10 protein-coding genes and 1 rRNA gene are annotated in these 13,206 nt (G+C 43.4%); 3 read left to right on the forward strand and 8 right to left on the reverse strand.

From position 1 onward, the window contains the following. Positions 1-40: 40 nt before the first annotated feature. The 3 genes from ubiA to pgi form a co-directional block, all read right to left on the reverse strand. Complete coding sequence (gene ubiA, locus XPG1_RS14050; protein ID WP_045960788.1) at positions 41-904, reverse strand: 4-hydroxybenzoate octaprenyltransferase; 864 nt, start codon at positions 902-904, stop codon at positions 41-43. A gap of 13 nt (positions 905-917) precedes the next feature. Beyond that, entirely contained in the window at positions 918-1,466 is a 549-nt protein-coding gene (ubiC, locus tag XPG1_RS14055) for a chorismate lyase (protein WP_045959602.1), read from the reverse strand. A 182-nt stretch (positions 1,467-1,648) separates the two neighbouring features. Beyond that, entirely contained in the window at positions 1,649-3,295 is a 1,647-nt protein-coding gene (pgi, locus tag XPG1_RS14060) for a glucose-6-phosphate isomerase (protein WP_045959603.1), read from the reverse strand. Positions 3,296-3,573: 278 nt separating this feature from the next. On the opposite strand from pgi, the gene lysC reads away from it, so the two are divergent. The 3 genes from lysC (at position 3,574) to XPG1_RS14075 (ending at position 6,680) form a co-directional block, all read left to right on the forward strand. Further along, positions 3,574-4,947: a lysine-sensitive aspartokinase 3 gene (lysC, locus tag XPG1_RS14065; RefSeq protein ID WP_045959604.1), complete on the forward strand. Its 1,374-nt coding sequence runs from the start codon at positions 3,574-3,576 to the stop codon at positions 4,945-4,947. A 182-nt stretch (positions 4,948-5,129) separates the two neighbouring features. Next, complete coding sequence (iclR, locus tag XPG1_RS14070) at positions 5,130-5,960, forward strand: glyoxylate bypass operon transcriptional repressor IclR (protein WP_045959605.1); 831 nt, start codon at positions 5,130-5,132, stop codon at positions 5,958-5,960. A 78-nt stretch (positions 5,961-6,038) separates the two neighbouring features. Beyond that, the gene (locus XPG1_RS14075) at positions 6,039-6,680 is read left to right on the forward strand and encodes a bifunctional 4-hydroxy-2-oxoglutarate aldolase/2-dehydro-3-deoxy-phosphogluconate aldolase (RefSeq protein ID WP_045959606.1); all 642 of its coding nucleotides are present in this window, start codon (positions 6,039-6,041) and stop codon (positions 6,678-6,680) included. Positions 6,681-6,748: 68 nt separating this feature from the next. Here the strand turns inward: XPG1_RS14075 and aceK are convergent, their stop codons facing one another. From aceK to rrf, 5 genes are all read right to left on the reverse strand, one after another. Further along, on the reverse strand, positions 6,749-8,500 hold the full coding sequence (gene aceK / locus XPG1_RS14080) for a bifunctional isocitrate dehydrogenase kinase/phosphatase (RefSeq protein WP_045959607.1): 1,752 nt from the start codon (positions 8,498-8,500) through the stop codon (positions 6,749-6,751). A gap of 91 nt (positions 8,501-8,591) precedes the next feature. Continuing rightward, positions 8,592-9,899 carry an isocitrate lyase gene (gene aceA / locus XPG1_RS14085; protein WP_045959608.1) on the reverse strand — a complete coding sequence of 436 codons (1,308 nt, stop codon included), beginning with the start codon at positions 9,897-9,899 and terminating at the stop codon, positions 8,592-8,594. A gap of 85 nt (positions 9,900-9,984) precedes the next feature. Continuing rightward, on the reverse strand, positions 9,985-11,580 hold the full coding sequence (aceB, locus tag XPG1_RS14090; RefSeq protein WP_157879506.1) for a malate synthase A: 1,596 nt from the start codon (positions 11,578-11,580) through the stop codon (positions 9,985-9,987). A gap of 311 nt (positions 11,581-11,891) precedes the next feature. Next, the gene (metA, locus tag XPG1_RS14095; protein WP_045959610.1) at positions 11,892-12,821 is read right to left on the reverse strand and encodes a homoserine O-acetyltransferase MetA; all 930 of its coding nucleotides are present in this window, start codon (positions 12,819-12,821) and stop codon (positions 11,892-11,894) included. 256 nt (positions 12,822-13,077) lie between these two features. Beyond that, a 5S ribosomal RNA gene (rrf, locus tag XPG1_RS14100) occupies positions 13,078-13,193 on the reverse strand. Positions 13,194-13,206 lie beyond the last annotated feature (13 nt).

The following is a 13,206-nucleotide window of genomic DNA, read 5'->3' on the forward strand; positions in this document are numbered from 1 at the left end:
GCGGATCTCCGCCCGTTATTTATATTAATGGCATATCACCCTAGACATAGCTGAAATAACTAAAGAAGATACCCAAGAATAAAATAAAACCGACGTAGTTATTGTTCATAAATGCCTGAAAGCAAGCCGATCTTTCCCGATTTGCAATCAATTTCTGCTGGAAAACGAACAACGCGGCAACCAATAATACCGTCCAGTAATATATGCCTTTTAAATTCATCATACTGCCAACCCAAACCAGGATGCTCAGCATAATGAATTGCAAAATCCCAATAATCAGTTTATCGAAGCGGCCAAAAAGCACCGCGGTCGATTTGACCCCTATTTTCAGGTCATCATTGCGATCTACCATGGCATACTGTGTATCATAAATCACAGACCAAATGATATTTACCAGAAATAGCAGCCAGCACTCTAGAGGTAAGGATTCACTGACTGCGGCAAATGCCATGGGAATTGACCAGCCGTAAGCCGCACCTAATACGACTTGTGGCAGGTGACTGACACGTTTAACGAAAGGATAAGCCCATGCCAGCACCAACGCCACAACTGACAGTGCAATCGTCATTTTATTCAGCGTCAGCACCATCACAAAAGAAATCAGTACCAGTGTGGCAAACAGGATTTTGCTTTCTTTTTCGGTGATGTCACCACTGGGGAGAGGACGAGATTTTGTCCGCTCCACATACCCATCAATTTTTCTGTCGGCGAAATCATTAATGCAGCATCCTGCGGCACGCATAGAAAATACGCCAATAGTGAAGACTAACAATATAGGTAGATTCGGTATGCCTTTTGCCGCGATCCACAATGCCCAATAGGTCGGCCATAGTAATAATAATATGCCAATGGGTTTATCGATACGCATCAAACGGCAATACGCACGCCATTTATTCTGCGTCATACTGACCTTCAATCTATTTCTCCCTTTTTATTTTGTTGATCTGATAGACCGGTGATTCAGAAAGAAAAATTTCTGTTAACAACAAAGGCTTACCTGATATTCTCAGTAAAGAACGCCGCGCCCAACGATCTTCTTGCCGCCCTATTTGAATATAATCTCGTGTCAGATTATGACTACTAAAAAGATAACGTCCAAGTGGCACGGTTCCCACATCGACCAACTTTTTATCCGGGCCCGTTAATGTTTCTGTCGGAATGACCGTACGCCCCAATAACCAGGGCGTGCCATCCCCATATAAAACAATTTCGCGCAACCAATACTGTTCACTTAAAGGTAAGTGCTTACTTTCATCTCCTAATTCTTCGGCGGTGATAAAGCACTCCCGCAAGGGAGAAACGGAGACTTGCTGACAATATTGTTCAAAGCGGCGTGTCATTGAGCCAGCTTCCATCAGCCAGTCTAAAATTGCATCAGGCAGGTCAGGCTCATCAGCCGATAACCAGTGAATGGGGGGTGAAGTAATTATGTGATGTGTCGAAGTTAATGTAGTGTTATCTGCCATGTCATTTTTCCATTGCGGGAAATATCAAATTCCCCGATAGCACAACGAATGCAGGGTGAGGATATCATGTTGCAGACTGATAAAAGAAAAAGTTAATAACAAATTATGTCAATAACAAAAAACTCACCTCAATGAATATGGTTATTGAGGTGAGCCAGGTGCAAATAAAATGGAAAGTCAGATTAACGCCATTTTTTGAACCGATTAATCAAACCATTTGTTGAGCTATCGTGGCTAGTAACCGCTGCTTCATCATGCAGTTCCGGCAGAATACGGTTCGCTAATTGCTTACCCAGTTCAACGCCCCATTGATCAAACGAGAAAATATTCAAAATGGCGCCCTGAACAAAAATCTTATGTTCATACATGGCAATTAATGCCCCCAAGCTGAATGGGGTAATTTCGCGCAATAGAATAGAGTTAGTCGGGCGGTTACCTTCAAATACTTTGAACGGCACAACATTCGCCACATCTTGAGCACTTTTCCCTGCTTGTGTAAATTCCGCCTCCACTTGAGCCTGAGTTTTACCAAATGCTAATGCCTCTGTTTGCGCAAAGAAGTTAGAAAGCAATTTACGATGGTGATCGCCAACAGGATTATGGCTAATTGCCGGGGCAATAAAATCACATGGGATCAATTTGGTTCCCTGGTGAATAAGCTGATAAAAAGCGTGCTGACCATTCGTCCCCGGTTCACCCCAGATAATCGGCCCGGTCTGATAACCCACCGGATCGCCGTTACGATCGATGTACTTACCATTTGATTCCATATTGCCTTGCTGGAAATAGGCAGCAAAACGGTGCATGTATTGATCATAAGGCAGAATCGCTTCAGTTTCTGCGCCAAAGAAATTGTTGTACCAGATCCCGATCAGTGCCAGCAAGACAGGAATATTCTGTTCAAAGTCGGTCTGTGCAAAATGTTTATCCATCGCGTGAGCGCCACTCAGTAACTGCTCAAAGTTTTCATAACCAATGGAAAGTGCGATAGATAAACCGATTGCAGACCAGAGCGAATAACGACCCCCAACCCAATCCCAAAACTCAAACATGTTTTGTGGATCGATACCGAATTTGCTGACTTCATGTTCGTTCGTTGATAATGCCGCAAAATGTTTCGCCACATGTGTTTCATCAACCGCACTTTCCAGGAACCAACGACGCGCGGTGTGCGCATTGGTCATCGTTTCTTGTGTGGTAAACGTTTTGGAAGCAATCAGGAACAACGTTGTTTCTGGGTTCAATGTTTTTAACGTTTCGGCGATGTGTGTTCCATCAACATTCGAAACAAAATGCATATTCAGGTGATTTTTATACGCTTTCAGGGCTTCAGTCACCATATAAGGGCCGAGATCAGATCCCCCGATGCCAATATTCACCACATCGGTTATCGTTTTTCCTGTATAGCCTTGCCACTCACCACCGATGATACGCTCGCTGAATGATTTCATTTTCGCCAGCACGGCATTGACTTGTGGCATCACATCTTCCCCGTCCACCATAATCGGGGTATTACTACGGTTACGCAGAGCGATGTGCAATACCGCACGATCTTCCGTACGATTAATTTTCTCACCAGAGAGCATACTGCGGATTGCACTAGCTAACTCCGTTTCTTGCGCCAATGCCTGTAACTTTGCCAGTGTTTCTGCGGTAATACGGTTTTTGGAATAATCCACCAGGATTTGCTGATCGAATGTCGCAGAAAATGCGGTAAACCGTTCTTTATCCTGTTCAAACAGATCCCGCAAATGCACATTTTTCATCTGCTCAAAATGTTGTTGTAATGCTTTCCAGGCTTCTGTCTGGCTTGGGTCGATGTTTTTCATAAGTTATGCTCTCTATCAACGATCAATAAACAATGCCAATAAACAATAGGAATACACAGATTGTAACGGTTTAATGCTGTGATTTATCTCCCTTTCCTTGTGATTACTGATATTGGTCAAAATAGTCAACGATTTCCAGCCCTAATTATTGAGATAGGCAAAAACGATAATTTCATTTCCATCATGAAAATTATTGATACTTCGCTGTCAGGCATTGACTCAGTACACCCAACCCGATATTTCTAAAAGCCAATTTTCCGAACAAAAGGCTATCTTTCATGTGTGCTGTTTCCTCTCCTGACTCGCAGTATGTTGTCGCAAAATTCGGTGGTACGAGTGTGGCAGACTTTGATGCCATGAATAACTGCGCCAATATTATTTTGGCAAACGCCAATGTCCGTGTGGTCGTTTTGTCAGCCTCCGCTGGCGTGACTAATTTGCTACTTGCGTTGGCCGCTGGCTGTGATGGCGACAAGAGGGAGCGCGAGCTGAAACAGATTCGTGATATTCAATATGCCATTATTGATCAATTGGCCGAAGCGGAAGTGATCCGCGAGGAAATTGATCGCCTGCTGGAAAATATTGAGATGCTGTCAGAAGCCGCATCGCTCGCAACGTCAGCAGCCTTGACCGATGAATTGGTTAGCCACGGTGAAATTATGTCCACGTTGCTGTTTGTGGAGTTGTTGCGTCAACGCCATGCTCATGCTGAGTGGTTTGATATCCGTCGGATCATGCGAACCAATGATAACTTTGGGCGGGCAGAGCCCGATGTTTTCCAGCTCCAGACTTTAGCGATGGAGTATCTGCATCCCCGCCTGAGCAATACCATCATCATTACACAGGGTTTTATTGGCAGAGAGGAAAAAGGCCGCACAACGACACTGGGACGAGGTGGCAGTGATTATACCGCCGCCTTGTTAGTCGAAGCGCTTGGTCTACAACGCGTTGATATCTGGACAGATGTTCCAGGTATCTATACCACCGATCCCCGTATTGTGCCTGCTGCTCATCGCATTGATAAAATTGCCTTTGATGAAGCAGCAGAAATGGCAACATTTGGTGCCAAAATCCTCCATCCTGCCACATTGTTACCTGCGATCCGCAGTGGGATCCCGGTATTTGTCGGTTCCAGCAAAGATCCACAAGCAGGCGGTACTGTGGTTTGTGATCACACCGAAAATCCTCCGCTGTTCCGTGCATTAGCGTTACGTCGCAGACAAACGTTGCTGACACTGCATAGCCTGAAAATGCTTCATGCCAGAGGTTTTCTGGCAGAAATCTTTACCCTACTGTCACGTCACAATATTTCAGTTGATCTGATTACCACGTCAGAAGTCAGCATCGCTTTGACGCTGGATACCACTGGCTCCACCAGCACGAATGGCAGTTTGCTGACCAATGCACTACTCACTGAGCTGACAACGTTATGTCGGGTCGAAGTCGAAGAAGATATGGCGCTGGTTGCCATTATTGGCAATGCGCTTTCGCAGGCACAAGGATTAGGAAAACGGGTCTTTGGCGTACTGGAATCTTTTCATATTCGCATGATCAGCTGTGGTGCAAGCAGCCATAATATCTGTCTGCTCGTTCCCGGTAAAGATGCGGAACAGGTGATCCAAACATTGCATCAGAGCTTGTTTGAAGCATAGTGTCTTTTTTGAAGCATAATGTTTTTTTGAAGCATAGTGTCTTTGTGACGCGTTGTGTAACGACACATCGGATGTGTTTTTCTTCTCTTTATCATCCATAATAATAAAACGAAAACAAATTCCATTTTTTACCCATCGCAGCTACCATTGCTGCAATCAGATGATGATTCAGAGGGAACCTTATGAACACAGCCGTTGCCAGCAAACGCACAAAAAAAGCTAAAATGACGACAAACAGTGCCGTTGCAAGCGGTCAGGTTCAATCGTTAAGTCGAGGTTTAACACTTTTGGAATATATTTCCGATTCTACCGTTGGCGTTACCTTGACTGATCTGGCCATCCAGGCCGGCTTGCCCAACTCCACGACTCATCGCCTTTTAACGACTTTACAGCAACACGGTTTTGTCCGCCAAATAGGGGATCTGGGATTATGGGTGATTGCTTCCCATGCGTTTGTGGTTGGCAGTAGTTTTCTACAAAGCCGCAATTTGATGGTCTTGGTTCATCCGATATTGCGTCAGTTAATGGAAGACTCAGGTGAAACCGTCAATCTCGCCATCCTGAACCTTGATGAATATGAGGCGGTGATTGTTGACCAAGTGCAATGCAATGCGCTGATGAGAATGTCCGCACCTATTGGCGGTAAGCTCCCGATGCATGCTTCTGGTGCCGGAAAAGCGCTGCTGTCTACGCTACCTGAACAAAAACGCCTGCAATTGCTGCATAAGAAAGGAATGCACGCTTATACGCAACGTACCTGTACCACCGCGGCGGCATTAACAGACAATCTTGAACAGATCCGTAAGCAAGGATTTTCGTTTGATGATGAAGAACATGCATTAGGATTACGTTGTATTGCTGCTTGTATCTATGATGAACATCAAGAAGCTTTTGCCGCGATTTCCATTTCCGGCCCGATATCACGCATCTCTGATGATCAAGTGACTGAACTCGGAGCCCTTGTTATGCGAGCCGCAAAAGCAGTGAGTCGGGAATACGGTGGAATTAAGTGAAGAACATACCGGTTGTGGCCGTGGACGATTAAGGGATTTTAATCCCCTGGTGTTCTACATTAACGAGAAAAACTGCCAATGGATAACTGGAAAACAACCGCAGAAACGATCCTGACCGACGGCCCTGTTGTCCCTGTCATTGTGATCAATGACATTGAACACGCGGTTCCTTTGGCAAAGGCGCTGGTTGCTGGTGGCATTCGTGTTTTGGAAGTCACATTAAGAACGGCGTGTGCGCTGGACGCGATTCGCTTAATCGCTCAAGAAGTTCCCGCTGCCATTATCGGTGCAGGCACAGTGCTCAATCCAGAACAACTGGCGGCGGTCACCGAAGCGGGTGCTCAATTTGCCATTAGCCCGGGATTAACCGATGCGCTGTTAAAGGCAGCAACTACCGGCTCAATTCCGCTTATTCCGGGGATTGCCACGGTTTCTGAATTAATGTCAGGCATGAATAATGGCCTGCAATATTTTAAATTCTTCCCCGCAGAAGCAAGCGGTGGGGTTAACGCACTGAAAGCCATTGCTGGCCCATTCCCACATATCCGTTTCTACCCAACTGGTGGTATTTCTCCGGAAAATTATCGTGATTATCTGGCACTGGATAGTGTTCTGTGTATTGGTGGTTCGTGGCTGACACCAAGCGATGCACTGAAAAAAGGTGATTACGCCCACATAACAGAACTGGCACGCACCGCAATTGCAGGCGTAATAGCGTAATTGGCTTATTGAAATATTTTTTAGGTGGGAAGGAGTAAAGCCGCTACCATTGGCATTATTATCCGCCACTATCGAATATCGCGGTTGATGGTTTTTATTTCATTGCGCTGACTGAAGCGCTGCCTGCGACGATAAGCAAAAACATCTTCGACATGCCCGTTTTTGATACGCTCTTGCAATGCTCGCCAATAATCTGCTTTGAATAAATCACTGTGACTTTCTTCAAAATAAGAACGGATGCGCTTGTCAGTACATAAAAAATACCGGAATTCTTCTGGAAAAACATCGTTGGCAGCAACGCTGTACCAAGGCTCACTGGCCAATTCATCTTCTGGGTAGCGTGGTGGTGGAATATCCCGAAAATTGACTTCAGTCATGTAACAAATTTCATCATAATCGTAGAAAATCACTCTTCCGTGACGTGTTACCCCAAAATTTTTAAATAACATATCACCCGGGAAAATATTCGCAGCCGCTAATTGTTTAATGGCATTTCCATATTCTTCAATCACATCTTTCAATTGCGTTTCATTGACATGCTCCATGTAAATATTCAACGGTATCATTTTACGTTCCATATAAAGATGCTTGATCAAGATCTTATCGCCTAAATCTTCTAATTTTTCTGCGATCTCTCTTTGTAATTCTTCCATTAGCGCAGAACTGATATGACGTTTATCAATAACAAAGTTTTCAAATTCCTGAGTATCCGCCATTCTGCCAACACGATCATGCTCTTTTACCAAGCGGTAGCATTCCTGAACCCGTTCTTGAGAAACTTCTTTCTGAGGGGCGAATTTGTCTTTAATAACCTTAAATACACGATCAAAGGAAGGCGAAGTAAAAACCAGCATCACCATACCTTTCACACCCGGCGCAATGGTAAATTGTTCCTGAGTAGCATGAATAAATGTCATATATTCACGGTAGTATTCGGTCTTTCCATGTTTCTGACAACCTATTGCCATGTATAACTCTGCCGTAGATTTCGTCGGAAGAATTTCGCGCAACCACGCCACTAACGCTGCTGGCAGAGGTGCGTAAACCATAAAATAGGAGCGGGCAAACCCAAAAACAATGCTGGCATCATCGTAATGGGTCAAACAGGTATCGATAAAAATGCCGCCCGATTCGTTGTGATGAATCGGCAACAAGAACGGATAAACCGCTGTTTTCATCCTGATTTTTCCTACCAACCAGGCTGCTTTATTCCGGTAAAATAATTCATTAGCAATTTGGAATCTGGATTGTAGTAAATCACTTTCTGCAAAGGTATGCTGTAAATATTGCGTGATATAACGAATATCCCGATCCAAATCTTCCCATTTAAGGCGTAATGGCAAATCATTGAAGATGGCTCGTAGCATTGACGCAAGATTATTCTCAGGAAAAAAGTCCCGTGATAATGGGCGAGAAATATGGCGAAAACGGGAAGGAGGCTGGGAAGAAAAGAGGTATAAGTTTTCTGGTTTCAAATTGCGGTGATGAAAAAAACGACAGTAAACCGAGTTAAAAAAACTTTCTGCAATTTCAAAACGTGGATAGTCGGGCAATAAACGGGTGTAAACAGCTTTAACTTCCGCAATGTAATCTTCGTCATGTTGCAATGAAGTGTGAATGCATTTCAATTGCTCCACCACTAACCCGACATGATGATCGTACAGGTTAATCCTCTTTTTCATGGCCTGTTGTACCGCAGGCCAATCAGCCTGTTCAAAACGTTGCTGGGCACCCGAAGTGACTTCCAGAAATCGGCCATATTGCGCATCAAATCCCTGCAAAATGGTTTGTGCAATTAAATGTGCGAGATCTATTGCCATCTTTAACCACCTTTATCCGATATCTATCCGATACGTAAAGGGGAATTCCGTTTGGAATCCCCCTGTTACCTGGCTTCTACCAATATTGAAATTAGAATTGCTGTTCCTCAGTTGATCCGGTCAGGGCAGTCACAGAAGCGCCTTCTCCTTGAATAATCGTCGTTACTTTATCAAAATACCCGGTTCCGACTTCCTGCTGATGTGAGGAGAATGTATAACCTCGCTCAAGAGCGGCAAATTCTTGCTCCTGAACTTTTTCTACATAATGTTTCATGCCTTCACCACGTGCATAGTCGTATGCCAAGTCAAACATGTTGAACCACATATTGTGGATACCTGCTAATGTGATGAACTGGAATTTATATCCCATCTCAGACAATTGATCCTGGAAACTGGCGATCGTTTTATCATCCAGATTCTTTTTCCAGTTGAAAGATGGGGAACAGTTATAAGCCAGTAATTTACCCGGATATTTTGCATGAATAGACTCAGCAAAAAGGCGAGCCGCAGCAATGTCGGGGGTCGACGTTTCACACCAGACAACGTCGGCGTAAGGCGCGTATGCCAATCCGCGACTGATTGCTTGTTCAATACCTGCTCGTGTGCAATAGAAACCTTCACAGGTTCTTTCCCCCGTAATGAATTCACGATCATAAGGATCGCAATCAGATGTCAGTAAATCGGCTGCATCTGCGTCAGTACGTGCAATTAACAATGTTGGTACACCAGAAACATCCGCGGCTAAGCGCGCGGCCACCAGTTTCTGAATGGCTTCTTGAGTCGGCACTAATACTTTGCCCCCCATATGCCCGCATTTTTTCACCGCAGCCAGTTGATCCTCGAAATGCACTGCGGCGGCACCCACTTCAATCATGGCTTTCATCAGCTCAAATGCGTTGAGTACACCGCCAAATCCCGCTTCTGCATCTGCGACAATCGGTAAGAAATAGTCAATATATTCTTGGCTGTCGGGATCGACGCCGTTTGACCATTGGATCTGATCTGCTCGACGGAAGCTATTGTTGATACGTTTGATCACATTGGGTACAGAATCAACCGGATATAATGATTGATCGGGATACATACTGGATGCGGTGTTCGCGTCTGCCGCAACTTGCCAGCCGGAAAGGTAAATCGCCTCAATGCCCGCTTTAGCCTGCTGAAGTGCCTGACCCCCTGTCAGGGCTCCAAGTGCATTTACATAGCCTTTTTTCGCACTGCCATTCAGCAATGCCCACAACTTTTTCGCACCCCTTTGCGCCAAAGTGTGTTCAGGATTCAGAGAGCCGCGTAATTTAACGACATTTTCAGCACTGTACGGACGAGTAATACCTTTCCAACGCGGTTGTTGCCATTCTTGCTCCAATTGGGCGATTTGTTGTTTCCGGGAAATGGTCATGATGTTCTACTTCCTATTCTTAATTAGTCGGATGTTTTTGCCATTATTGTTTTTAAGGTAATATTTTTAAGGTAATGTTTTTACACTAATCTAATAACTGATAGCCTGGTAACGTCAGGAAATCAATTAAGTCATCCTGAGTGGTAATTCTTTCCATTAAATTAGATGCTTCCATAAACCTTCCTTGACTAAAACGCAATTCACCAACTTCCTGTTTAATCACCTCCAGCTCTTCTTTCAGCGTTGCCCTGAACAGCTCTTTTGTGACTTTTTTACCATCAGAGAGTGATTTTTCATGGCGAATCCATTGCCAAATGGACGTTCGGGAAATCTCTGCTGTCGCCGCATCTTCCATCAAACCATAAATCGGTACGCATCCATTTCCTGAAATCCAGGCTTCAATGTATTGAACGGCAACCCGAATATTGGCACGCATACCTTCTTCTGTTCTTTCTCCTGAACAAGGTGCCAGCAATTGCTCAGCCGTAATCACTTCATCTTCTTCACGCAACACGGTCAATTGGTTCTGATTCTCGCCCAATTTTGTATCAAAAACCGCCATAGCAATATCTGCCAGCCCTGGGTGTGCAACCCATGTTCCATCATGGCCGTTATTTGCTTCCAGCGCTTTATCTTCTCTGACTTTGTTTAAAACTTGTTGATTTTGTACAGGATCTTTACTGGGTATAAATGCTGACATTCCGCCCATCGCAAACGCACCGCGTTGATGGCAGGTTTTAATCAGCAAACGAGAATAAGCACTCAAGAAAGGTTGTGTCATGGTGACAGATTGGCGATCCGGTAAAACACGATTCGCATGGTTTTTCAGTGTCTTGATATAACTGAAAATATAGTCCCAACGTCCACAATTGAGTCCAACAATGTGATGGCGTAAGTAGTACAGAATTTCATCCATTTGGAATACGGCGGGTAATGTTTCAATCAATACCGTTGCTTTAATCGTCCCTTTTGGTAAGTTAAAACGTGACTCAGTAAAGCTAAAAATATCACTCCACCACTGTGCTTCATGGTAGCTTTGTATCTTTGGCAGATAAAAATAAGGCCCACTGCCTTTTTGCAGTAACTTCTGATGGTTTAAGTAGAAGTAGAGCGCAAAATCAAACAATCCACCAGAAATGGGTTCGTTCTTATAAAGAATGTGTTTCTCTGACAGGTGTAACCCTCTGACACGGGCAATCAATACCGCAGGGTTAGGTTTCAACACATAACGTTTTCCCTGCTCATTGGTATATGAGATCGTACCATTCACGGCATCCCGCAGGTTAATTTGTCCATTGATGACCTTATCCCATTCAGGAGCCAAAGAGTCTTCAAAATCCGCCATAAATACCTTTACATTCGCATTTAAGGCGTTGATAACCATTTTACGCTCTACAGGGCCAGTGATTTCAACACGACGATCGTTGAGATCATCCGGTATTCCCTGAATTTTCCAATCCCCCTTTCGAATGGAAGCTGTTTCCGAAATAAAGTCTGGTAATGCTCCATCATCTATTTTTTTCTGCCAACGTACACGTTCATCTAATAATTTTGTACGCCTGTCTGAAAATTCAAGGATTAAATCTTCTAAAAAGCGAATAGATTCAGGTGACAGCACCTGATTTTCTGCCTCGCCAAAAGGTTTAATAAAGGTTAATTTAGTGGCTGATGATTGCTGCATAATCTCCCCCGCTTCTTCTCTTTAAACACTCACCTGATCAAGCTTATCCAATCCAGACAATAAATCAAAAACCATTTCCATTATTTTAAATTTAAATAATTAATTGATTTCAATCAACAAGTTAAGTGGTTACAAAAGAACAAACATTAGAGGAAGTAAATTCCAAAAAATTAGCAAAGCAATGTTAAGCTTTTGTTATACATGAAGATAATGGACGGCTGTCGAACAACAGAAAAGAAAGAGAAATTTAACAAAATGAGAAATGGCTCGCTTCAGCAAGCCCTCATTTTTTCCTGAAAATTAAGTTTAGCTCAATCTATGGTGGGATTCATAAACGATAAATCATAAGGCGTAATTTGGTAGACATAGTAATTTAACCAATTTAAGAATAGTAAATGACCATGACTACGCCAAGTTGCAATGGGTTTATTTTCCGGATCATTATTAGGAAAATAATTAACAGGCAATTCAGGTTGCAAACCAGCCGTACAATCACGCCAATATTCTGCGGCTAATGTGCCAACATCATATTCAGGATGCCCCGTCACAAATACTTGTCTTTTATCTTTACTGGCAAAGAGATAGGCCCCCGCCTCTTCCGAACTGGCTAAGATAGTTAAATCCGTATGTTCAAGAATTAACGATTCAGGAAAATCAGCAAAACGTGAATGAGGAGCAAAAAATGTTTCATCAAATCCACGAGTTAATAGTGCCAGAGGATCTAAAGTTGAATGAGAATAAATACCCGATAGTTTAGTTTTCCGAGTATGTTTAGGCAGGCGATAAAGAATTTTTAATGCCGCTTGAACGGCCCAACAAACAAAAAGTGTCGAAGTAACATGTTCTTTTGCCCAAGCTACGATTTTTTCAACTTCTTCCCAATAAATGACATCTTCAAATTCAACAAGCCCTAAAGGGGCTCCGGTTACAATCAATCCATCAAAATTCTGATCTTTTATTGAATCAAAATCATAATAAAAGGTATCTAAATGTTCGGTTGGCGTATTTTTACATTGGCGACTATCAATGCGTAATAATTGGATATCTATCTGGAGGGGCGTGTTAGATAATAACCGAATAAATTGATTTTCAGTTTCTATCTTTTTTGGCATGAGGTTAAGTAGCAATACCTTCAATGGACGAATATTCTGAATACTAGCCCGTGTTGACGTCATAACAAAAATGTTTTCATTACGAAGAATGTTCACCGCAGGTAATTCATCTGGTACACGAATTGGCATGGCTCAAAACCTCAACTCTATTTAACTTGTACATTTAGACTTCCAGATAGCTAAATCTACCCTAAAGAAAAGGGAAATGTCGAGTTATTGTACTCAAGTTGAAATTATTTCATTCTATTATATTGAAAGCATGAATAAAAATAAGCATTAAAAACAATGCAATAAAATTACACCATGATGTAATCAATATTACTTTGCAGGGTACAAAAACGCAAAAAAGCCATCCGGTGACGGATGGCTTCTCTGACTAATGAATGTCTGGCAGTGTCCTACTCTCACATGGGGAGACCCCACACTACCATCGGCGCTACGGCGTTTCACTGCTGAGTTCGGCATGGGGTCAGGTGGGACCACCGCGCTATTGCCGCCAGACAAATCCGGTTTT

Source organism: Xenorhabdus poinarii G6 (genome assembly GCF_000968175.1).
Classification (GTDB): Bacteria; Pseudomonadota; Gammaproteobacteria; order Enterobacterales; family Enterobacteriaceae; genus Xenorhabdus; species Xenorhabdus poinarii.

Coding starts and splice junctions, on each gene's coding strand:
- ubiA (WP_045960788.1), bottom strand. CDS start 904: ATGACGCAGAATAAATGGCGTGCGTATTGCCGTTTGATGCGTATCGAT.
- ubiC (WP_045959602.1), bottom strand. CDS start 1,466: ATGGCAGATAACACTACATTAACTTCGACACATCACATAATTACTTCA.
- pgi (WP_045959603.1), bottom strand. CDS start 3,295: ATGAAAAACATCGACCCAAGCCAGACAGAAGCCTGGAAAGCATTACAA.
- lysC (WP_045959604.1), top strand. CDS start 3,574: ATGTGTGCTGTTTCCTCTCCTGACTCGCAGTATGTTGTCGCAAAATTC.
- iclR (WP_045959605.1), top strand. CDS start 5,130: ATGAACACAGCCGTTGCCAGCAAACGCACAAAAAAAGCTAAAATGACG.
- XPG1_RS14075 (WP_045959606.1), top strand. CDS start 6,039: ATGGATAACTGGAAAACAACCGCAGAAACGATCCTGACCGACGGCCCT.
- aceK (WP_045959607.1), bottom strand. CDS start 8,500: ATGGCAATAGATCTCGCACATTTAATTGCACAAACCATTTTGCAGGGA.
- aceA (WP_045959608.1), bottom strand. CDS start 9,899: ATGACCATTTCCCGGAAACAACAAATCGCCCAATTGGAGCAAGAATGG.
- aceB (WP_157879506.1), bottom strand. CDS start 11,580: ATGCAGCAATCATCAGCCACTAAATTAACCTTTATTAAACCTTTTGGC.
- metA (WP_045959610.1), bottom strand. CDS start 12,821: ATGCCAATTCGTGTACCAGATGAATTACCTGCGGTGAACATTCTTCGT.